18 protein-coding genes and 1 rRNA gene are annotated in these 20,855 nt (G+C 74.1%); 2 read left to right on the forward strand and 17 right to left on the reverse strand.

Annotation, left to right across the window (positions count from 1 at the left end):
• The 15 genes from ABD644_RS11480 to pheS all read right to left on the reverse strand — a co-directional run.
• Positions 1-61 (reverse strand): 16S ribosomal RNA (locus tag ABD644_RS11480); the annotation flags it as partial.
• Between the two features lie 376 nt (positions 62-437).
• On the reverse strand, positions 438-1,715 hold the full coding sequence (gene tyrS / locus ABD644_RS11485) for a tyrosine--tRNA ligase (RefSeq protein WP_344689006.1): 1,278 nt from the start codon (positions 1,713-1,715) through the stop codon (positions 438-440).
• Positions 1,712-2,374: a DNA-3-methyladenine glycosylase gene (locus ABD644_RS11490; RefSeq protein ID WP_344689007.1), complete on the reverse strand. Its 663-nt coding sequence runs from the start codon at positions 2,372-2,374 to the stop codon at positions 1,712-1,714. The genes tyrS and ABD644_RS11490 overlap by 4 nt, the downstream gene beginning before the upstream one ends.
• Positions 2,375-2,376: 2 nt before the next feature.
• Positions 2,377-3,843 carry an argininosuccinate lyase gene (gene argH / locus ABD644_RS11495; RefSeq protein WP_344689008.1) on the reverse strand — a complete coding sequence of 489 codons (1,467 nt, stop codon included), beginning with the start codon at positions 3,841-3,843 and terminating at the stop codon, positions 2,377-2,379.
• 2 nt (positions 3,844-3,845) lie between these two features.
• A complete protein-coding gene (locus tag ABD644_RS11500) occupies positions 3,846-4,376 on the reverse strand; it encodes an arginine repressor (RefSeq protein ID WP_344689009.1) in 531 nt (176 codons plus the stop codon).
• Positions 4,373-5,308 (reverse strand): ornithine carbamoyltransferase, encoded by a 936-nt coding sequence (gene argF, locus ABD644_RS11505; RefSeq protein WP_344689010.1) that lies wholly within the window; start codon positions 5,306-5,308, stop codon positions 4,373-4,375. Before argF ends, ABD644_RS11500 begins: the two co-directional genes overlap by 4 nt.
• A complete protein-coding gene (locus ABD644_RS11510) occupies positions 5,305-6,492 on the reverse strand; it encodes an acetylornithine transaminase (RefSeq protein WP_344689011.1) in 1,188 nt (395 codons plus the stop codon). Before ABD644_RS11510 ends, argF begins: the two co-directional genes overlap by 4 nt.
• A complete protein-coding gene (argB, locus tag ABD644_RS11515) occupies positions 6,489-7,493 on the reverse strand; it encodes an acetylglutamate kinase (protein ID WP_344689012.1) in 1,005 nt (334 codons plus the stop codon). The genes ABD644_RS11510 and argB overlap by 4 nt, the downstream gene beginning before the upstream one ends.
• Complete coding sequence (gene argJ / locus ABD644_RS11520) at positions 7,490-8,641, reverse strand: bifunctional glutamate N-acetyltransferase/amino-acid acetyltransferase ArgJ (RefSeq protein ID WP_344689013.1); 1,152 nt, start codon at positions 8,639-8,641, stop codon at positions 7,490-7,492. Before argJ ends, argB begins: the two co-directional genes overlap by 4 nt.
• Positions 8,638-9,678, reverse strand: coding sequence for an N-acetyl-gamma-glutamyl-phosphate reductase (gene argC, locus ABD644_RS11525; protein WP_344689014.1), 1,041 nt, complete (start codon positions 9,676-9,678; stop codon positions 8,638-8,640). Before argC ends, argJ begins: the two co-directional genes overlap by 4 nt.
• A 63-nt stretch (positions 9,679-9,741) precedes the next feature.
• Entirely contained in the window at positions 9,742-11,022 is a 1,281-nt protein-coding gene (locus ABD644_RS11530) for an ATP-binding protein (protein WP_344689015.1), read from the reverse strand.
• A gap of 160 nt (positions 11,023-11,182) precedes the next feature.
• Complete coding sequence (locus ABD644_RS11535) at positions 11,183-12,022, reverse strand: SDR family NAD(P)-dependent oxidoreductase (protein WP_344689405.1); 840 nt, start codon at positions 12,020-12,022, stop codon at positions 11,183-11,185.
• Entirely contained in the window at positions 12,019-12,906 is an 888-nt protein-coding gene (locus ABD644_RS11540) for a fructose bisphosphate aldolase (RefSeq protein WP_344689016.1), read from the reverse strand. The genes ABD644_RS11535 and ABD644_RS11540 overlap by 4 nt, the downstream gene beginning before the upstream one ends.
• 73 nt (positions 12,907-12,979) lie before the next feature.
• Entirely contained in the window at positions 12,980-15,451 is a 2,472-nt protein-coding gene (gene pheT, locus ABD644_RS11545; protein ID WP_344689017.1) for a phenylalanine--tRNA ligase subunit beta, read from the reverse strand.
• Positions 15,448-16,515: a phenylalanine--tRNA ligase subunit alpha gene (gene pheS, locus ABD644_RS11550; RefSeq protein ID WP_344689018.1), complete on the reverse strand. Its 1,068-nt coding sequence runs from the start codon at positions 16,513-16,515 to the stop codon at positions 15,448-15,450. Before pheS ends, pheT begins: the two co-directional genes overlap by 4 nt.
• 187 nt (positions 16,516-16,702) lie before the next feature.
• Between pheS and ABD644_RS11555 the strand changes: the two genes are divergently transcribed.
• Complete coding sequence (locus tag ABD644_RS11555) at positions 16,703-17,545, forward strand: EamA family transporter (RefSeq protein ID WP_344689020.1); 843 nt, start codon at positions 16,703-16,705, stop codon at positions 17,543-17,545.
• A gap of 87 nt (positions 17,546-17,632) precedes the next feature.
• The gene (locus ABD644_RS11560) at positions 17,633-19,858 is read left to right on the forward strand and encodes an EAL domain-containing protein (RefSeq protein WP_344689021.1); all 2,226 of its coding nucleotides are present in this window, start codon (positions 17,633-17,635) and stop codon (positions 19,856-19,858) included.
• A 10-nt stretch (positions 19,859-19,868) separates the two neighbouring features.
• On the opposite strand, the gene ABD644_RS11565 is transcribed toward ABD644_RS11560, so the two are convergent.
• Both ABD644_RS11565 and ABD644_RS11570 read right to left on the reverse strand, forming a co-directional pair.
• Entirely contained in the window at positions 19,869-20,183 is a 315-nt protein-coding gene (locus ABD644_RS11565; protein WP_344689022.1) for a DUF4873 domain-containing protein, read from the reverse strand.
• Positions 20,184-20,191: 8 nt separating this feature from the next.
• On the reverse strand, positions 20,192-20,848 hold the full coding sequence (locus ABD644_RS11570) for a TetR/AcrR family transcriptional regulator (RefSeq protein ID WP_344689023.1): 657 nt from the start codon (positions 20,846-20,848) through the stop codon (positions 20,192-20,194).
• Positions 20,849-20,855: the final 7 nt, after the last annotated feature.

Genomic DNA, 20,855 nt, shown 5'->3' on the forward strand with positions numbered 1-20,855 from the left:
CTTGCATGTGTTAAGCACGCCGCCAGCGTTCGTCCTGAGCCAGGATCAAACTCTCCGTAGATGATTTGATCGCAGCTGAGAACCGAGAACTGGACGCTCTCGATATCAATCAACCAAAGGAATCCCAGCCCCCACCACAAGTAGCGGGAGCACGGGGTATTACTTGGCACTGACTTTCGGCACGCTGTTGAGTTCTCAAGGAGCGGACGCGCACGAAACACACCCTTACGGGCTTCCCTCGTGGCTGGATGTCCAACTCTACGCCGGTTTCCAGCTGCCCCACACAGGAGGGCTGGTCCGGCGGCCCTCACGGGCCGCGCGGCGCAGAGAGAAAGTTACGTGCGGGCCCGGGGTCGTGTCAAACCGGTTGGTGGTGACGCCCGACACTCGTTCGTCACGCGCCGGACATGCCGCCGTCGCCGGGGCGACGAGCGTGCTCAGACGGTGCGGCGGACCCCGGCGACCGAGCGCTTCCCCCGGCGGAGCACCAGCCAGCCACCGGGCAGCCACGAGTCCTCACCGGGCACCGCCTCGGCATCGGCGACCCGCTCGTTGTTGAGGTAGGCCCCGCCTTCCTTCACGGTGCGGCGCGCCTCGGAGAGGCTCGAGGCCAGGCCGGTCATCTGCAGCAGCGCGGCCACCGACGGGACCTCACCGTCGACCGTGACGCTGCCGGCCTCCTCGAGCGCGGCGCCCAGCGTCTCGGCACCCAACGTCGAGAGGTCGTCCCGCCCGAACAGCGCCCGGCCGGCAGCCTCCGCCTGGCGCAGCTCCTCGGGCCCGTGGACCAGGAGCGTGAGCTCCTCGGCCAGCGCGCGCTGCGCCGTCCGGGCGGCCGGCCGCTCGATGCTCTCGGCGATCAGCGCCTCGAGCTCGTCGGCGGGCCGTTCCGAGAACAGCGGGAGCCACGTCCGGGCGTCGGCGTCGTCGGCGTTGAGCCAGAACTGGAAGAAGGCGTACGGCGAGGTGAGGGCCGGGTCGAGCCAGATGGTGCCGCCCTCGGACTTGCCGAACTTGGTGCCATCGGACTTGGTCACCAGCGGCGTCGCGAGGGCGTGCACGCTCACGCCCTCGGTCCGCCGGACCAGGTCGATGCCGGCGGTGAGGTTGCCCCACTGGTCGGACCCGCCGGTCTGCAGCGTCACCCCGTGCCGCTGGTAGAGCTCCCGGAAGTCGTTGGCCTGCAGGATCTGGTAGCTGAACTCGGTGTAGCTGATCCCGGCCTCGGAGTTCAGCCGAGCGGCCACGGCCTCCTTCGCCAGCATCTTGCCCACGCGGAAGTGCTTCCCGATCTCGCGCAGGAAGTCGATGGCCGAGATGGGTGCCGTCCACTCGAGGTTGTCCACGTAGACGGGGCCCTTGAGCCCGTCGGTCTCGGCCGGGAGCTCCAGGAACGGCGCGACCTGCTCCCGGATGCGCTGCACCCAGGTGGCCACGGTCTCGTGGTCGTTGAGCTGCCGCTCGGCCGACGGCCGCGGGTCGCCGATCAGGCCGGTGGCGCCACCCACGAGGACGACGGGCTGATGGCCGGCCCGCTGGAGGGCGCGCAGCACCATGAACTGCAGGAGGTTGCCGACGTGCAGGCTCGGCGCGGTCGGGTCGAACCCGCAGTAGTAGGTGACCGGCCCCTCCGCCAGGTGGGCGCGCAGGGCGGCCTCGTCGGTGCTGAGGGCCAGCAGCCCGCGGCGGTGCAGCTCGTCGATCACGTCGTTCACAGGACACCATCCTGCCCGGCCCGCGCACGGCGCGGCTTCCCACCCGCCCGGAACACGCTCACCGACGGCGCATCGGTCTCCCAGAAGCGCCACGGCAGGTCGGTCGCCTGGCTGATCCCGACCCGCGGGCCCGCGGAGATCGTGGCCGGCGTCGCCCCCGTGTGGAGGCGCACCGGGCTGGCCGGCGACAGCAGGTCGACGTCCAGGTCGTCCGGGCCGATGGCCAGCGCCTGCGTCAGCCGGGCCGGGCCGCGGGCGAGGTCGCGCGCGGTACGAGCGGCCGGACGGCGGGATCGGGCGAGCTCCTCCCCCACGACGACCTCACCGGCGCGCAGCAGAACCGCCTGCCCGCGGCCGTCCGGCCCGACCACGACGTTGGCGCACCAGTGCACGCCGTAGCTGAAGTACACGTAGAGCCGCCCCGGCGGACCGAACATGATCGCGGCACGCGGCGTCGGACCACGGTGCGAGTGCGCGGCCGGATCCATCCCGTCGCCCGAGTACGCCTCGACCTCCGTCAGCCGCAACACCACTCGGCCCGCCGGACGATCGGTGACCACCCAGCAGCCCAGCAGCTCGCGCGCCACGACGTCGACCGGCCCGAGCAGGTCCTCCTCGCGGACGAGCGGCCCCAGGCCGTCGAGGTCCGGTCCCGCCACGCTCAGAGGGCGGGGGCCACGGGTGACGAGGACGCCCACTGCGCGTGCTCGGTCGCCAGCGCCTTGAGCGCGGTCAGCTGCTCGGCGACCCGCTCGGGCGCCGTCCCCCCGCGGGTGGTGCGGGCGGCCAGTGCCCCCGGCACCGACAGCACCGCCCGCACGGCCGGGGTCAGGCGCTCGTCGATGCCGGCCAACTGGTCGTCGTCGAGCTGGTCGAGCTCGAGCCCGGCCTGCTCGCAGACGGCGACCATCTCACCGGAGATCTCGTGCGCGGACCGGAAGGGGACGCCGTTCTTGACCAGCCACTCGGCCACGTCGGTGGCCAGGGCGAAGCCCTGGGGCGCGGCCGCCTCGAGCACCGCGGGCCGCAGGGTCAGCGTGGCGATCATCCCGGTGACGGCGGGCAGCAGGAGCAGCAGTTGCTCCATCGAGTCGAAGACCGGCTCCTTGTCCTCCTGCAGGTCGCGGTCGTAGGCGAGCGGCAGACCCTTGAGCATGGTGAGCAGGCCGGTCAGGTTGCCCACGAACCGGCCGGACTTGCCGCGGGCCAGCTCGGCGATGTCGGGGTTCTTCTTCTGCGGCATGATCGACGACCCCGTGGCCCAGGCGTCGTCGAGGATCGCCCAGCCGAACTCGGTCGACGTCCAGAGCACGACCTCCTCCCCCAGCCGGGAGAGGTGCACGCCGATCAGCGCCGCGGCGAAGCAGAACTCCGCGGCGAAGTCGCGGTCGCTGACCGCGTCGATCGAGTTGTCCGCCGCGCGGTCGAAGCCGAGCTCGGCGGCGACGGCGTCGGGGTCCAGCGGCAGCGACGAGCCGGCCAGCGCGCCGGAGCCCAGGGGGCTGACGGCGGCACGCCTGTCCCAGTCCTGCAGGCGGTCGACGTCCCGCGCGATCGCGTGCGCGTGCGCCAGCAGCTGGTGGGCGATGAGCACCGGCTGGGCGTGCTGCAGGTGGGTCATCCCCGGCGCGGCGACCTCCTGGTAGCGCTCGGCCAGCCCCAGCAGCGCGTACTCCAGCGACGACAGCTCGGCGACCAGCGCCCGCACGTTGTGCCGCAGGTAGAGCCGCAGATCGGTGGCGACCTGGTCGTTGCGGCTGCGCCCGGCGCGCAGCTTGCCGCCGAGGGTGCCCAGCTTGTCGAGCAGCCCGCGCTCGAGCGCCTCGTGCACGTCCTCGTCGGCCTCGACCGGGGCGAACGTGCCCGCGGCGACCTCGGCCGACAGCTCGGTGAGGGCGCCCACCATCGCGGTCAGCTCGTCCTCGGTCAGCAGGCCGGCCCGGTGCAGCACGCGGGCGTGCGCCCGGGAGCCGGCCAGGTCGTAGGGGGCCAGCCGCCAGTCGACGTCGGTGGACTTGGAGAGCGCCGCCATCGCCGGCGACGGCCCGCCGCCGAAGCGGCCGCCCCAGAGCCGGGTCTGCGAGGGGGCGGGGATGCCGGGCGCGGCGCCGGGGTCGGCATCCGTCATGTTCAGCTCTCTTCCAGGTCGGTCTTCAGTTCCGGGTACACCGCGGGCGTGCGCTCGGCGAGGCCCCGGAGGCGGTCGGCCAGCGCCGGGCCGCCGTCGGGCTCGCGGGAGACGACCAGGAGAGTGTCGTCCCCGGCGATCGTGCCCAGCACGTCGGGGAGGCCCACCTTGTCCAGAGCGGAGGCCAGGAACTGGGCCGCGCCCGGCGGGGTCCGGAGGACGGCGAGGTTCGCACTCCCCTCCGCGTTGATCAGCAGGTCGGCGAGCAGACGGGTCAACCGGGCCGGCGCCGCCTGCGCGGGCCGCAGCGGCGCGTTCTCCGGCGGCAGCACGTAGGACGCCGGAGCCCCGTCGGACCCGCGCAGCTTCACCGCGCCGAGCTCCTCCAGGTCCCGCGAGAGCGTCGCCTGGGTGACCTCGATGCCCGACTCGGCCAGCAGCGCCGCCAGATGGGTCTGCGAGGTCACCGGCTGGGCCTCGATGAGCTGGCGGACCCGCGCCTGGCGGGCCGAGCGGGTCAGCGCGCTGGTCACGCCCGCTCCAGGAGCCAGGTGAGCAACCCCTTCTGGGCGTGCAGCCGGTTCTCCGCTTCGTCCCAGACCGCGCTCTGCGGACCGTCGATCACCGACGCCGCGATCTCCTTGCCGCGGTAGGCGGGCAGGCAGTGCAGGACGACGGCGTCCGCGGCCGCCCGGGCCAGCGCGTCGTCGTCGACGGCGTAGGGCCGGAACGGCGCGATCCGCGCCTCGTACTCCCCCTCCTGACCCATCGACACCCACGTGTCGGTGGCCAGGACGTCGGTGCCGTCCGCGGCGGCCTGCGCGTCGGCGGTCCACAGCACCGAGCCGCCGGTCTCGGCGGCGATCTCCGCGGCTCGCTTCAGCACTGCGGGGGCGGGCTGGAACGACTCCGGGGAGCCGATCCGCACGTGCATGCCGGCCGTGGCGCCGCCCAGCAGGTACGAGTGCGCCATGTTGTTCGCGCCGTCGCCGAGGTAGGTCAGCGTCAGCCCGGAGAGCTGCCCGCGACGCTCGATCACCGTCTGCAGGTCGGCGAGGATCTGGCACGGGTGGTACTCGTCGGTCAGCGCGTTCACCACCGGCACCCGGCTCACCGCCGCCATGGCCTCGATGCGGTCCTGACCGAAGGTGCGCCACACGATCGCGGCCGCCTGCCGGTCGAGCACCCGAGTGGTGTCCTCGATCGGCTCCCCGCGGCCGAGCTGGCTGCTGGCCGCGTCGATCACCAGCGGGTAGCCGCCGAGCTCGGCGATGCCGACGGAGAACGACACCCGCGTGCGGGTGGAGGGCTTGTCGAAGATCACCGCGACCGCCCGGGGGCCGGCCAGCGGCATCGGCGCCCCGGCCGTGTGCCGGGTCCGCTTCAGGTCGGCGGCCAGCGCCAGCACCTCGGCCTGCTCGCCGGGCGTCAGGTCGTCGTCCTTGAGGAAGTGCCGGGGGGTCATGCCGTCTCCATCGCAGAGTCGAGGGCCGCCGGCAGGGCGGCCACGAAGGCGTCGACCTGGGCGTCGGTGAGCACGAGCGGCGGGGCGAGGCGGAGCACGCCCGGGGCTACCGCGTTGGTCAGGAACCCGGCGGCCCGCAGGTCCGCCTCCAGCGCACCCGCGACGTCGGCGGTGAGGACGACGCCGAGCAGCGCCCCCCGCCCGCGGACGCCCGCGATGCCGGCGTGGCCGAGCGCCTCGATGCCCGCGGTGAACCGGTGCTCCAGTTCCTTGGCCCGCTCGAGCAGGCCCTCGTCCCGGATGGTGTCGAGCACGGCCAGGGCCGCGGCGGCCGCGATCGGGTTGCCGCCGAACGTGGAGCCGTGCGAGCCCGCGGTCAGCAGGTCCGCGGCCTCCCCGAAGGCGAGGGTGGCGCCGATCGGGAGTCCGCCGCCGAGCGCCTTGGCCAGGGTGATCACGTCGGGCGCGACGCCGTCGGCCTGGTGCATAAACCACGACCCGGTGCGGCCGATGCCGGTCTGCACCTCGTCGACGGCGAACAGCGCTCCCGCGCCCGACGCGGTCGCCGCGGCCGAGGCGAGGTAGCCGGCGGGGGCCGGCAGCACGCCGCCCTCCCCCAGCATCGGCTCGAGCAGCACCATGGCGGTCCGGTCCGTGACCGCGGCCGTCAGGGCGTCGCCGTCCCCGTAGGGCACGTACCGGACCCCGCCCGGGAGCGGCGCGAACGCATCGGCCTTGCCGGGCTGGCCGGTCAGCGCCAGGGCGCCCATGGTGCGGCCGTGGAAGGAACCCTCGGCGGTGATCACCTCGGGCCGGCCGGTGAGCCGGCTGATCTTGAACGCGGCCTCGTTGGCCTCGGCCCCGGAGTTGCAGAAGAACACCCGTCCGGGCCGGCCGGCCAGCTCGAGCAGCCGCTCGGCCAGGAGCAGCCCGGGCTCGTGCATGGCGAGGTTGGAGACGTGCCCCAGCTTGTGCGCCTGCGCGGTGATCGCCTCCACCACGGCCGGGTGGGCGTGGCCGAGGATCGTCGTCGCGATGCCTCCGAGCAGGTCGACGTACTCGCGGCCGTCGACGTCCCAGACGACCGCGCCCGCACCGTGGTCCAGCGCGACCGGCGGCGTCCGGTAGTTGCCCATCATCACCGCCGACCAGCGGCGGGCCAGCTCCTCCGTGTGCGTCGTCATGCTGTCGCCTCCTCCCTGGTCGGCGGGGCCGGGACGACCATCGTCCCGGTCCCCTCGGTGGTGAACATCTCCAGCAGCAGGGCGTGCGGCAGCCGGCCGTCGACGACGGTCGCGCGCTTCACGCCACCCTCGACCGCCCGCAGGCAGGCGGCCATCTTCGGGACCATCCCGGCATCGAGGCCGGGCAGGATCTCGGCCAGCTCCCGGGCGTCGATCTGCTCCACGAGCGAGTCGCGGTCGGGCCAGTCGGCGTAGAGGCCCTCGACGTCGGTGAGCACGACCAGCTTGACCGCACCCAGCGCCACGGCCAGCGCGGCGGCGGCGGTGTCGGCGTTGAGATTGTGCAGCTGGCCGTCCCGGTCCGGCCCGACGGTCGACACGACGGGGATGTGGCCGGCCTCCAGCAGCGCGTGCACCGGGCTCGGGTCGACGGCGACCACGTCGCCGACGAAGCCGATGTCGACCGGCTCGCCGTCGACAACCGCCTGGGTGCGGGCCGCGGTGAACAGGCCGCCGTCCTCACCGGAGAGCCCGACGGCGCGGCCGCCGTGCTCGTTGATCAGGCCGACAACCTCCGGTCCGACCTGCCCGACGAGAACCATCCGGACCACGTCGATGGACTGCTCCGTGGTCACCCGCAGGCCGCCGCGGAACTCGCTCGGGATGCCCAGGCGGGTGAGCATCGAGGAGATCTGCGGGCCGCCGCCGTGCACGACGACCGGCAGGATGCCGCAGGTCCGCAGGAACACCATGTCCTCGGCGAAGGCCCGCCGGCAGGCGTCGTCGACCATGGCGTGGCCGCCGTACTTCACGACGACGACGTTGCCGTGGAACTCCTTGAGCCACGGCAGCGCTCCGGTGAGGACGGCGACCTTCCGGGCGTCGCCCTCGGGGTCGTTCTTGCGCATGACCCGGCGGGTGCCGACCTTCCTCGGCAGCCGGGGCTGCGGCGAGGGCTCGTCGATGCGGACGTCGGGGGGCGTGGGGTCCTGGTGCGTCATGTCGAGTACGCCGAGTTCTCGTGCACGTAGGCGATGGACAGGTCGTTGGTCCAGATCGTGGCCTGCTCGGCGCCGGCCTTCAGGTCGACGTCGATGCTGATCGCCCGGCCGGTCAGGTCGACGCCCTCGCGGGGGTCGCCGATGGCGCCGCCGCGGCACACCGTGACGCCGTTGATCGTGACGTCGACCTGGTCGGCCTGGAACGCGGCGTCGGTGGTGCCGATGGCCGCGAGCACCCGGCCCCAGTTGGGGTCGTTGCCGAACAGCGCCGTCTTCAGCAGGTTGTTGCGCGCGCAGGCCCGGCCGGCGGTGAGCGCGTCCTGCACGCTGGCGGCGTTGCGGACGGTGATCGCGATGTCCTTGGTCGAGCCCTCGGCGTCGGCCAGCAACTGCATCGCCAGGTCGGTCGACGCCGCGGTGAGCGCCTCGGTCAGCTCCTCGACGCTCGGCGTGACCCCGCTCGCTCCGCTCGCCATCACGATCACCGTGTCGTTGGTCGACAGGCAGCCGTCGGAGTCGACCCGCTCGAAGCTGACGCTGGTCGCCTGCCTCAGCGCCGGGCCGAGCACGACGGGGTCGACAACGGCGTCGGTGGTCAGGACGACGAGCATCGTGGCCAGCGACGGGGCGAGCATGCCCGCGCCCTTGGCCATCCCACCCACCGACCAGCCGTCTCGCTGCTGGACCGTCGTCTTCGGCACCGAGTCGGTGGTCATGATCGCGCGGGCCGCGTCGGCGCCGCCGTCGTCGCTCAGGGCCTTCACCGCGGCCGTGACGCCGGCGGTCAGCTTGTCCATGGGCAGCCGGACGCCGATCAGCCCGGTCGACGCGACGGCGACGTCGATCGCGCCGATCCCGAGCTCGGCGGCGGCGTGCTCGGCGGTGGCGTGGGTGTCGGCGAAGCCCTCGGGCCCGGTGCAGGCGTTGGCGCCGCCGGAGTTGAGGACGACGGCCCGCGCCCGCTCCCCCGCGAGCACCTGACGGCTCCAGAGCACGGGCGCGGCCGGGAAGCGATTGGTGGTGAAGACGGCCGCGGCGGCGTCGTCGGGACCGTGGTTGAGGACGACGGCGACATCGGGGTCGCCGGAGGACTTCAGCCCCGCCGCGACGCCGGCGGCGGAGAACCCCTTCGGAGCCGTGACTGTCATGGCGCGACTCCTATGAGCGGCAGGCCGGTGGTCTCGGGCAGGCCCAGGGCGAGGTTGGCGCACTGGATCGCCGCTCCCCCGGTGCCCTTGGTCAGGTTGTCGACGGCGGCGACGACGATCAGCCGGCCGGCGTCGGGGTCGACGGCGACCTGGAGCTGCACCGTGTTGGCACCCAGGACGGCGGCCGTCGTCGGCCACTGGCCCTCGGGCAGCAGGTGCACGAAGGGCTCGTCGGCGTAGGCCTTCTCGTAGGCGGCGCGAGCGGCCTGCGCGTCGGTGCCGTGAGTCAGCTTCGCCGAGCAGGTGGCGAGGATGCCCCGGCTCATCGGGACCAGCGTCGGGGTGAAGCTGACGCTGACCGGCGCACCGGCCGCCTGCGAGAGGTTCTGGATCATCTCCGGCGTGTGCCGGTGCACCCCGCCGACGCCATAGGCGCTGACCGACCCCATGACCTCGCTGCCGAGCAGGTGCGGCTTGGCCGACTTGCCGGCGCCGCTCGTGCCGCTGGCAGCCACCACGACCACCTCGGGCTCGACCAGGCCGGCGGCCAGCGCGGGGGCCAGCGCCAGGGTGACCGACGTCGGGTAGCAACCGGGGACGGCGATCCGCTTGGCGTCCTCGAGCTTCGCCCGCTGCCCCGGCAGCTCCGGCAGTCCGTACGGCCAGGTACCAGCGTGCACGCCCCCGTACCAGCGCGACCATGCCTCGGGATCGGTGAGCCGGTGGTCGGCGCCGCAGTCGATGACGAGCGTCTCGGCCGGCAACTGCCCGGCGATGACCGCCGACTCCCCGTGAGGCAGCGCCAGGACGACGACGTCGTAGCCGGCGAGGCTGTCGGCGTCGCTCGGCCCGACGACCATGTCCGCGAACGGCAGCAGGTGCGGCTGGAGCTCGCCCAGGCGTCGGCCGGCGCTCGAGTTGGCGTGCACCCCGGCGAGACGCAGGTTCGGGTGCCCGGCCAGCAGCCGGCACACCTCACCGCCCGCGTACCCGGTGGCGCCGGTGACCCCGACCGTCCATGTCTGCGCGTCACTCACGATGCATGACCATACACACCGCTGCATGAGTGTGCATCGATGATATCGGGCGAGGCCTCGGAGTCAGAGCCGGGCGTGGCGCTCGATGTCCTCACGGAACTCGGTGAGCGCCTCGCGGGTGAGCGAGGGCCGGGTGTCGGCGACGGCCGCCAGGTAGTCCTCGGTGCGGGCGGCCTCCCCGGTCCGGTGCAGCACCTCGCGCTCGAACGCCGCTTGGGCCCCCTTGCGGGCGGCGAACTCGATGTCGGCGGGCGTGAACATGTCCGTGGCGGCCACGAGCTGTGCCACGTCGACGCCGTCGACGGCCGGCCCCAGGTAGCGCGCCCAGATCGCCTGGCGGGCGCCAGGATCCGGCGGGCCCACGGGGAGGACGTAGTCGAACCGGCCCGGCCGGAGGAATGCCTGGTCCAGGGAGTGCACCGAGTTCGTGGCGCAGATCAGCAGCCGGTCGCTGCGCTCGGCGAAGGTGGGGATGAGCTTGAGCAACTCGTTGGTGACGCCGTGCGTGGGATCGACCGCCAGCCCGGAGCGGGCACCCGCGATCTCCTCGACCTCGTCGATGAACAGCACGACCGACTCCAGCTCGGCGAGGTCGTCGAACGCCTCGCGCAGCGAGGCGGCCAGCCCACCCGACGCCTCCGCCGCCAGCCGCGAGGGGAACAACTCCACGAAGGGCCACCGCAGCCGGGAAGCGATCGCCTTGGCGAAGCTGGTCTTGCCGGTACCGGGCGGCCCGAACAGGATGACCGCCTTCGGCGGGGCCACGCCGTACCGCTCGGCCAGCTGGGGCTCGGCCAGCGGCAGCACGATCCTCCGCTCGATCACCTGCTTCTCGCGCTCCATGCCCGCCACGGCGTCCCACAGGCCCTCCGGCAGCAGCCGGCCGCCCAGCCCGGCCAGGACACCCGCGTCGGCCGCGCCGAGCTGCTCCACCTTCTCGAAGTAGGTCAGGCCCCCCAGCGCCCGGTACTCGGAGTTCTGCAGCGCCACCGCGCCGACGGCTCCCGGGGCGAGCAACGCGCCGATGCGCCGGACCCCCAGCGCGCGCAGCCGCCGTTCGAGCTCGGCGAGCAGGGCGCTCCCGATCCCCCGGTTGCGCCACCGCGCGGCCAGTCCGAGCAGCAGCACCCAGGCGCGTTCGCCCTCGGCCTGCGCCACGGCGATGCCCACCAGCTCGTCACCGGCGACCGCGACCACCGCGGGCTGGCCGGCGCGCGCCGCCGCCATGACCTCGGAGATCGAGAAGACCGCCGGGGAGTCGTCGGCCTGCCGGTTCTGGTCCCACACCTGGATCGCCTGGTCCAGGTCGTCGTCCCGGAAGTCGCGCACGCGGTACGCGGGCATCGCCACCTCCCCGCCACCGCTCCGGCCGAGCCGGCCCGTGATCACGTGCGCAGCAGTGTCGCCCCCCGAGGAGCCCGCGTCGACCCTGGCCGCGGTTTTCGCTTTCTGTACCGAAAGCTGCGGCGCCGGCGTGAGCTCTCGGTACAGAAAGCGGGAGACGTCAGCCCTGGGGATCGGTGGGGCCGTACGGGCGGAGCCGGAGCTGGCGGGCCGCGTCCTGCGGCGGGATTGCGTGCAGCTTCTCGGGGTCGTCGACACCGGTGTAGACGAACCGGCCGGACCACGCGTCCAGGCGCCCCGCGGCGATGGCCGCGGCGAGCTCCACGACCTGCTCCGGCTCGGTCCAGTCGGTGCGCGTGCGGTGGATCGACATGGCGGCGGTCATGTCGGTGCGGACGACGCCCGGCGCCATGTCGAAGGCGTGCACACCGGTGCCGGCCAGCCCCTGGGCGAGGGCCTCGGTGAGCCGCATCAGCCCGGTCTTGCCGACCGAGTACGCGCTGTAGATCGGCATCGCCCGGGTGGACAGCCCGCTGGCCAGGTTGATCACCCGCCCGCTGCCGCGCTCGAGCATCCGCGGGACGACCGCCTGGATCATCAGGAACGGCCCGCGGATGTGGCTCTCGACGACGTCCCACCACTGGTCGGGGTCGGCCTGCCAGACCGGCACCTCGCGAGCGTCCATCAGCCCGGCGTTGTTGATGAGCAGGTCGATCCGGCCGAACTCCTCGAGCACCTGCCCGACGGCGACGTCGATCGCGGCGCGGTCGGTGACGTCGGCGGTGACGGCGAGGGTGGGCGCGCCGGTGGTCACCGCGATGTCGCTCATCGCCGTCCGCAGCCGGTCCGCGCCGCGGGCCAGGCCCGCCACCGAGGCCCCGCGCTGCGACAGGCCCTCGGCCAGGTGCCGGCCGATGCCGGTCGATGCACCGGTGACCAGGGCGACCTGGCCGCTCAGCTCGGAGATGTCGGTTCCTTTCCTCGCAGCGGCGCCGCTCAGGTGATCGCGGCCGCGTAGATCTCGGCGATCGACGCGTCGAGCACCCGGTCGAACTCCTCCTCGGACTGCGACTCGGCCAGCCCCTCGGTGAGGGCCCGCGAGAAGCTCGCGCTGACCCCGGGGTTCCTCGCCAGCAGCCGGCACGCCTCGTCGCGGGAGTATCCACCCGACAGCGCGACCACCCGCAGGACCCGGGGGTCGGCGACCAGGTCACCGAAGAACCCGTCGACGGTCGGCAGGGTCAGCTTGAACATCACCTGGGCCCCGGCCGGGACGGAGTCCAGCCGCTCGGTGAGCCCGGCCTTCAGCAGCACCTCGGTCTGCTGCTTCTCGGGGCTGTGGATGTCGACCTCCGGCTCGATGATGGGCACCAGGCCCGCGTCGAGGATCTGCCGCGCCAGGTCGAACTGCTGGTCGAGGTTGTCGGCGATGCCCTTCTCGTCGGCCAGCGTGACGACCGAGCGCATCTTGGTGCCGAAGACGCCCTTGTCGATGGCCCGGGCGAGCAGGGTGGCCAGGCCGGGGATCGGCTTCATCAGCCGCACGCCGCGCTGCTCCTCGGCCAGGCCCTTGTCGACCTTGAGGAACGGCACGACCTGCTTGCGCCGCCACAGGTACTCGGCCGCGCCGACGCCGTCGACGTCGCGGTCCATCGTGCCCTCGAACAGGATCGCGCCGATGATCCGGTCCCCGCCGAAGCTGGGGCTGGTCATGATCCGGGTGCGCATGCCGTGGACGAGGTCGAACATCTCGTCCTCGGTCGACCAGCGGCCCTCGTCGATCCCGTACAGGCGCAGCGCCTTGGGCGTGCTGCCACCGCTCTGGTCCAGCGCGGCGATGAACCCCACGCCCTCGGCGATCCTCGCCCGCTGGTCGTCGTCCATGGCCGCCTCCTGCGTCTCGGAGCACTGCTGGGAACGGCGATCCTAGGGGCGGCCGAGGCGGCTCGGGGCAGCCTCAGGCGCGCAGCGTCGCCCCCGTCCGGCCGGCGGCGGCGGCGACGGCGGCGTCGCGGACGGCCGTCGCCTCCTCGCTGGTCAGCGTCCGGTCCGGGGCGCGCAGGGTGAGCGCGTAGGCCAGCGAGCGCGAGCCCGCCGGCACGGGCGCACCGGTGTAGACGTCGAAGAGCCGCAGCGCCTCGAGCAGCTCGCCCGCTCCCTCGCGCAGGGCGGTCTCCACCTCGGCGGCGGGGACGTCGTCGGCGACGACGAGCGCGAGGTCGAGCAGCACCGGCGGGAAGGTCGACACGTGCGGGCCGACCGGCACCTGCGCCGGGGGGAGGGCGTCGACGTCGAGCTCCATGGCCGACGTCCGCGCGGGCAGCTCCAGCGCCGCGCACACCCGCGGGTGCAGCTCCCCGGCGTGGCCGACGACCCGGTCGCCGACGAGCAGCTCGGCGCAGCGGCCGGGGTGCCACGGGGCGCGGTCGCCCGCCCGCACGGTCAGCTCGACGCCCGATGCGGCGGCGACGAGGCGGGCGGCCTGCACCGCGTCGGCCCAGCCGGCCGGGCGACCCGCCCCCCACCAGCCGCGCGGTTCGCGATGACCGGTCAGCGCCACGGCGACGTGCCAGGGCTGGGTGGGCACCGCGCCCAGGAGGGCGGCCAGCGTGTCGTCGTCGGGACGGCGGTCGGCGCCCGGCAGCGGGGCCGGCGAGCGGACCCCGCCCGGGAACACCGCGCCGTGCTCGAACAGCGCGAGGTCGCGCTGACCGCGCGAGAGGTTGCGCGCCAGGCCGGCGAGCAGGCCGGGCAGCAGCGTCGTCCGCAGGCCCGGCTCCTCCTCCGACAGCGGGTTGCGGACGACGACCACCGCGCGGCGCGGGTCATCGGCCGCGAGGCCCAGCGCGTCCAGCGCCGCCGTCCCGACGAACGGGTAGGACGGCGCCTCCACGTAGCCGGCCTCGGCCAGGGCCCGGCCGACGCCGCGGCGGCGGCGCTGCACGTCGGTGAGGCCTCGGCCGGGCGGGGCGGTGGGCAGCACCGAGGGGACGTCGTCGTACCCGGCGAGCCGGACGACCTCCTCGACGAGGTCGGCGGGGTCGGTCAGGTCGGGGCGCCACGGCGGCGGGACGACGTCGAGGGCGTTCCCGTCGGCGTCCACGGTGCAGCCCACTGCCTCGAGCAGCTCGACGACCTGGCCCGGCGAGTAGGCGACCCCGGAGACACGGGCGGGCTTGGCGACGTCGAGGGCGATGCCCGGCCGGGCGGACCGCGTGTCGATGTCGACGACGCCGCCGATGACCCGCGCACCGCCGTACTCGGCGAGCAGCTCGGCGGCGCGGGCGAGCGCGACCACGGTCATCTCCGGGTCGACGCCGCGCTCGAAGCGCTTGGCCGCCTCGCTGGGCAGCCGGTGCCGGCGAGCGGTCCGGGCGACCCCGGTCGGCTCCCAGTGCGCGGCCTCGAGGAGGACGCTGCTGGTGCCGTTACCGATCTCGGTGGACGCCCCGCCCATCACGGCGGCCAGGCCGATCGGGCCGCTCTCGTCGGTGATCAGCAGGTCGTCGGTGGTCAGCTTGCGCGTGACGCCGTCCAGGGTGGTGAGCTTCTCCCCCTCGGTCGCGAGCCGGACCGTGATCGGGCCGGTCACGGCGTCGCGGTCGAAGGCGTGCATCGGCTGGCCGAGCTCGAGCATCACGTAGTTGGTGACGTCGACGGCCAGCGAGATCGTGCGGACCGAGGCCTGTGCCAGGCGCCGGCGCATCCACCACGGGCTGGGCGCCGTCGGGTCCAGGCCCTCCATGGCGATCATCGAGAAGCGGTCGCAGCGCGCGGGGTCGGCGACGCCGACCCGCCAGGCGGGCTCGCCGGACCACGCGGGCGGGGTGACCGCGCCCGGGTCCCGCCAGGGGGCGGCCAGGCCGGTGCCCATCTCGCGGGCGATGCCGCGCATGGCCAGGCAGTAGCCCCGGTCGGGGGTCACGGCGAGCTCGATGACGACGTCGTCCAGGCCGGCGACCGGCCCGGCCGGCGTGCCCGGCGGCGGGACGTCGGCGCCCTCGGGACCGAGCACGAGGATGCCGGCGTGGTCGTCGCCGATGCCGAGTTCCCGGACCGAGCAGATCATCCCGTCGGAGACCCGGTCGTAGGTCGTCCGTGCGGCGATCGCGAAGCCGCCGGGCAGCACCGCGCCGGGCAGCGCGACCACCACGGTGTCGCCGACGACGAAGTTGGTCGCGCCGCAGACGATGCCCCGCGGCGCGGCCTCTCCGACGTCGACCTGCGTGTAGCGGATCGGCTTCTTGAAGCCGGTCAGCTCCTCGATCTCGAGCACCTTGCCGATGACGAGCGGGCCGGTGACCTCCTCGGGGCGGTGGATCTCCTCGACCTCGAGGCCCAGGCGCACGAACGCGGTGTCCAGGTCCTCGACCGTCGTCCCGGCGGGGATGTCGACGTACTCGGCCAGCCAGCCGATGGGGACCCTCACTGCTCGACTCCGAACGCTCGTGTGAACCGGACGTCGCCCTCGACGATGTCGCGCATGTCGCCGACGCCGGAGCGGAACTGGAGGGCGCGCTCGATGCCCATGCCGAACGCGAAGCCGGAGTACTCCTCCGGGTCGATCCCGCAGGCGATGAGCACCCGGGGATTGACCATCCCGCAGCCACCCCACTCGACCCAGCGCGGGCCGTCGCGGTGCTCGGGGAACCAGACGTCGAACTCCGCCGACGGCTCGGTGAACGGGAAGTAGGACGGGCGCCAGCGGGTGACCGCGTCGGCGCCGAACAGGGAGCGGGCCAGGTGGTCGAGCGTGCCGCGCAGGTGCGCCATGGTCAGCCCGCGGTCGACGGCGAGGCCCTCGACCTGGTGGAAGACGGGGGTGTGCGTCGCGTCGAGCTCGTCGGTCCGGTACACCCGGCCGGGCGCCACGATGTAGATCGGCGGCGTGCGGCTCAGCATGGTGCGGGCCTGCACCGGGCTGGTGTGGGTGCGCAGCACCAGGCCGGAATCCTCGGGCGCTACGAAGAAGGTGTCCATCATCGTGCGGGCGGGGTGGTCGCGGCCGATGTTGAGCGCGTCGAAGTTGAGCCACTCGGCCTCGAGCTCCGGGCCGTCGGCCACCTCGTAGCCCATGCCGACGAAGATGTCGGCGATCCGGTCGGTGAGCGTGGTCAGCGGATGCCGGGCGCCGCGCGGTGTGCGGTCCCACGGCAGCGTGACGTCGACCCGCTCCTCGGCGAGCACACGGGCGTCGCGCTCGGCCTCGAGCTCGGCCAACCGGGCCTCGTAGGCCTCGGTCAGCGCCACGCGGGCCGCGTTGACCCGCTTGCCGGCGTCGGACCGGGCCGCCGGGGGCAGCGCGCCCAGCTCGCGGCGGGCGAGCAGCACCGGCGCGCGGTCACCGAGGTGCGCCGGGCGGACGGCGGCCAGCGCCTCCAGGTCGACTGCTCCCGCGAAGGCCTTCTGCGCGGCGGCGACCGCGTCGTCGAGGGCCTCGGGCGAGAGCGCGGCGACCTGTTTCGGGTCGTAGGGATCGTTGGCGCCAGACACGGGAGGCCATTCTGCCCGCACGTCGAGCTCGCCCGCGCCGGGGTTCCCGGACGAGCCCCGCGAGATCTGCACGGTGGTGGCCATCAGGCGCTGATGGCCACCGGTGTGCAGATCTCGCGGCGTCGGAAGCGGGTGCTAGAACGGACCGGGGTGGCCACCGGGGCGAACCTGGACTTCGGAGGACGGCGTGGCGATCCTGCTGGCCCTGGGCTGCGCCGTGGTCTACGGCGCGGCGGACTTCCTGGGCGGCCTGGCGACCCGGCGGACGTCGGTGTTCGGCGTCGTGGCGCTCTCCCAGGTGTCCGGGCTGGTCGCCCTGGTCGCCCTCCTCCCCTGGCTGGGCGGGTCGGTCGGCGGCGCCGACCTGGGCTGGGGCGCGCTGGCAGGTCTGGCCGGGGCCGCCGGGCTGCTGGTGTTCTTCCGCGCGCTGGCCGGCGGCGTCATGAGCGTCATCGCGCCGGTGACCGCGGTCACCGCCGCAGCCGTCCCCGTGCTGGTCGGCCTGCTCGGCGGCGAGCAGATCGGCACATGGGCATCGGTGGGTGTCGCGCTGGCGCTGGGCGCCGTCGTCCTCGTGTCGGCCGAGAGCGGGCTGCTCGCGCTGCGGGCTGCGCGGCCGGCGAGCCTGATCCCCGCCCTGGTGGCCGGCGCCATGTTCGGCCTGTTCTTCGTGCTGCTCGACCGCACGTCCGACGACTCGGGGCTCACGCCGCTGGTGGCCGCACGCCTGGCGTCGGTCGTGCTCGTCGTCGGCATCGCGCTGGCCCGCCGGAAGAAGCTCACGGTGACGCGGTCGGCGCTACCGCTGGTCGTCGCCTCCGGCATCGGCGACATGACCGCGAACGCGCTCTTCCTGCTCGCCACCCAGCAGGACGGGCAGCTGGCGATCACCGGTGTGCTGGCCTCGCTCTACCCGGTCAGCACGGTCGTGCTCGCGCAGGTCGTGCTGCGGGAGCGGCTCGTCGGCGCCCAGATCGCCGGGCTCGCGGCCGCAGTGACCGCCGTCGTGCTGATCACGCTGCCGGGCTGACTCACCCGTTCGGGAGGGGCATCGCCGGCCCGGCTCGCGTCCGGCCGGGCGCGAGCCGATGGCAGAAAGGTGGAGGACAACCGATCCGTGACGGCGGCCGCGCTGACCGAGGCGCTGCGGCCGGGAGCCGTCCGCAGCGTGTTCCAGCCGATCGTCGAGCTCGACACGGGCCGGGTCGTCGCCTACGAGGCCCTGGCGCGCGGGCCGCAGGGTCCGCTGGAGCGTCCCGACCTGCTGTTCGCGGCTGCCCGGGAGGCCGGGCGGCTGGCCGAGCTCGACGAGCTCTGCCGGGCCGCCGCCTTCCGCGGAGCCGTCGAGCAAGGCCTGCTGGCCCCGCTCACGGTGTTCGTCAACGTCGAGCCCGAGGTGCTCGACAGCGCACCCCTGGACGACCTGCTCGCCATCGTCGACGCCGCCCCGCGGGACCTCCGGGTGGTCCTCGAGATCACCGAACGCGCCCTGGCCCAGCGGCCCGCCGAGCTGCTGCGCACGGTCGAACGCGTCCGCCACCTCGGCTGGGGGGTCGCGGTCGACGACGTCGGCGCCGACTCCCTCTCGCTGGCCTTCCTCCCGCTGCTGTCCCCCGACGTCATCAAGCTCGACCTCCGCCTGGTCCAGGAGCGGCCCGGCCCGGCGATCGCCGAGATCATGAACGCGGTCAACGCCCACGCCGAGCGCACCGGCGCCCTCGTGCTGGCCGAGGGCATCGAGACCGACGAGCACCTGGCCACCGCGCTCGCCCTGGGCGCCACCCTCGGGCAGGGCTGGCTGTTCGGCCGGCCCGGCCCCGGCGCCGCCGAGGGTGTGGCGGCCGGCGAGCTGACCCTTCCCGGAGCGTCGTCGGTCGCTCCGTCCGATGACTCCCCGTTCGGCTGCCTGCCCGACGGGGCCCCGCTGCGCCGGTCGGCGAAGTCGCTGTTGATCGAGCTCAGCAAGCAGCTCGAACGGGAGGCGATGCGCCTGGGCGAGACGTGCGTGGTGGCCGCCACCTTCCAGGAGGCCCGCCACTTCACCCCGGCCACCGCGCTGCGCTATCGCGATCTCGTGGAGCGCACCGGCTTCGTCTGCGCGCTCGGCGAGGACCTGCCGGTCGAACCGCTGCCCGGCCTCCGGGGCGCCGCCCTGGCGCCGGAGGACCCGGTGCGCGGCGAGTGGGACCTCGTCGTCCTCGGCCCGCACTTCAGCGCGGCGCTGCTGGCCCGCGACCTCGGCGACGACGGCCCGGACCTGGAGCGCACCTTCGAGTACGGCCTGACCTACGACCGGGAGGCGGTCACCCGCGCGGCGCACGCGCTGCTGACGCGGGTCGCACCGCGCCGGGCGGCTCCCGTGCGCGCCGCTGCTGCCGCGCCGTCTCCCGCAGCGGCCGGTCCCGCTGAGCCTGCTCGTGCGGTCACCGGCCACGACGTCCTGAGCCGGGCGCTGGCGGCGACGACCAGCGGCGTCACGATCTCCGACCTGCGGCTGCCCGACCAGCCGCTGGTGTACGTCAACGAGGCCTTCGAGCAGCTGGCAGGCCTGCCCCGCGCCGACGTGCTCGGCCGCAACTGCCGGTTCCTGCAGGGGCCCGACACCGACCCGGCGGCGATCGCCCGCATGCGCGACGCCATTGCACGGGGCGCCGAGTTCCGGGAGACGGTGCGCAACCACCGCGGTCCGGAGCGCACGCCCTGGTGGAACGAGATCCACCTGGCGCCGGTGCGCGACGCCGAGGGCGCCGTCGTCCAGTACATCGGCGTCCAGCACGACGTCACCGCGCGGGTGGAGGCCGAGCGCGCCCTGCTCCAGGAGCGGGACCGCAACCAGACCTGCCTGGCCCGCATCCAGGAACTCGCCTACACCGACCCGCTGACCGGGCTGCCCAATCGGCGGCGGCTCGAGGAGCAGGTGGAGGCCGCGATCTGGGACGCGCGGGCCGGGCGGGACACCCTGGCCCTGCTGTTCGTCGACCTCGACGGGTTCAAGACCGTCAACGACCGTCTCGGGCACGCCGCCGGCGACGAACTGCTCCAGTTGGTCGCCCGAACGCTGCGCGGCCGGCTGCGGCGGGGCGACCTGCTCGCCCGGCTCGGCGGTGACGAGTTCCTCGTCGCCCTGCTCGGCCTGGACCCCGCGACCGCCGCGGACGAGGCCCGGCGGGTGGCCGACGAGCTGGCGCGGGCGGTCTGGACCCCCGTGGAGCTCAGCGGCGTGAAGGTGACGGTCGGCGCGAGCGTCGGCCTGGGCGTCTACCCCACGGACGGCGAGGACTTCCCCTCGCTGCTGCACAGCGCGGACCTCGACATGTACGCGGCCAAGCCCGTCCGGGCGTGACGAGGAACGCTCAGGTGAGGTCGTCGGCCGCGTCGAGCAGCTCCACCGGGAACGGCGGCCGGTCGATCCCGCTGAGCCGGGTGTTCCCCCAGGCGTCGGTCTCCGTGGTCTCGGCGGCGGCGCTGCCGTGCGGGGTGGTGACGAGCACCCGCGTGCGCACCGGGAGCTGCACGGCGAGCCGGCCGCTCCACACGACGTGTCCGGCGAGCGGGTCGAACCGGGCGGCGAGCGCGGCGTGCGCCGCCCGTGGCGCCTCGCCGTCGACGGTGACGGTGACCTCGCCTTCGTAGCCCTCGTAGCCCGCCGGGCCCTCGTGCTCGCTCATCGCCGCCCTCAGCTCCTCGCCGGCGGCAGCAGGGTCGACAGGCCCCCATGGGCCAGCGCGGTCAGCTGGTCGACGAGCTCCGCGGCCGGCACCGTGGGCGACCCCGCCCACCAGTGCGCGGCCAGCTGCACCATGCCCACGACCCCGTAGGCCCAGGTCATCGCGGCCCCCGCGGGGCGGCCGGCCTCGGTCAGCCGGTCGGCCATGAGCCGGCCCAGCGCCTCGGCGATCTCCCGCTCGGTCGCGGCGACGAGGTCGGCGCGCCCGGCCCGCCCGGTGTGGGCGTAGGCGAAGCGGTAGAGGGCCGGCTCGTCCTCGATCAGGGACACGAAGGCGGCGATGACCGCGCGCAGCCGGGCGGCGTCGTCGGGGCGGTCGACGGCCAGCTCCCCCAGCAGCCGCGGCAGCAGCACGACGGTGGAGATCTGCTCGAGGACGGCGTCGATCAGCTCGTCCTTGTCGCTGAAATAGCGGTAGATGACGGTCTTGGACACCCCCGCGCTCCGCGCCACGTCGTCCACCGAGAAGTCCGGCCCCGCGCGGCGGACGGCCTCCACCGCGGCCGTGACCAGGTCGGCCCGCCGGGCCCGCCGGTGCTCGGTCCAGCGGGAGCGACGACCGTCTGCGGTCGGAGACGCGGGACGGATCTCCGCCACCGGTTGCATGTGTTTC

This window comes from Blastococcus jejuensis (assembly GCF_039534705.1).
GTDB classification, from domain to species: Bacteria; Actinomycetota; Actinomycetes; order Mycobacteriales; family Geodermatophilaceae; genus Blastococcus_B; species Blastococcus_B jejuensis.

Excerpts from the sequence above, each read along its gene's own strand:
- argH (WP_344689008.1), bottom strand. The coding sequence starts at position 3,843 with ATGACGGATGCCGACCCCGGCGCCGCGCCCGGCATCCCCGCCCCCTCG.
- argF (WP_344689010.1), bottom strand. The coding sequence starts at position 5,308 with ATGACCCCCCGGCACTTCCTCAAGGACGACGACCTGACGCCCGGCGAG.
- ABD644_RS11510 (WP_344689011.1), bottom strand. The coding sequence starts at position 6,492 with ATGACGACGCACACGGAGGAGCTGGCCCGCCGCTGGTCGGCGGTGATG.
- argB (WP_344689012.1), bottom strand. The coding sequence starts at position 7,493 with ATGACGCACCAGGACCCCACGCCCCCCGACGTCCGCATCGACGAGCCC.
- argJ (WP_344689013.1), bottom strand. The coding sequence starts at position 8,641 with ATGACAGTCACGGCTCCGAAGGGGTTCTCCGCCGCCGGCGTCGCGGCG.
- ABD644_RS11530 (WP_344689015.1), bottom strand. The coding sequence starts at position 11,022 with ATGCCCGCGTACCGCGTGCGCGACTTCCGGGACGACGACCTGGACCAG.
- ABD644_RS11540 (WP_344689016.1), bottom strand. The coding sequence starts at position 12,906 with ATGGACGACGACCAGCGGGCGAGGATCGCCGAGGGCGTGGGGTTCATC.
- ABD644_RS11565 (WP_344689022.1), bottom strand. The coding sequence starts at position 20,183 with ATGAGCGAGCACGAGGGCCCGGCGGGCTACGAGGGCTACGAAGGCGAG.
- ABD644_RS11570 (WP_344689023.1), bottom strand. The coding sequence starts at position 20,848 with ATGCAACCGGTGGCGGAGATCCGTCCCGCGTCTCCGACCGCAGACGGT.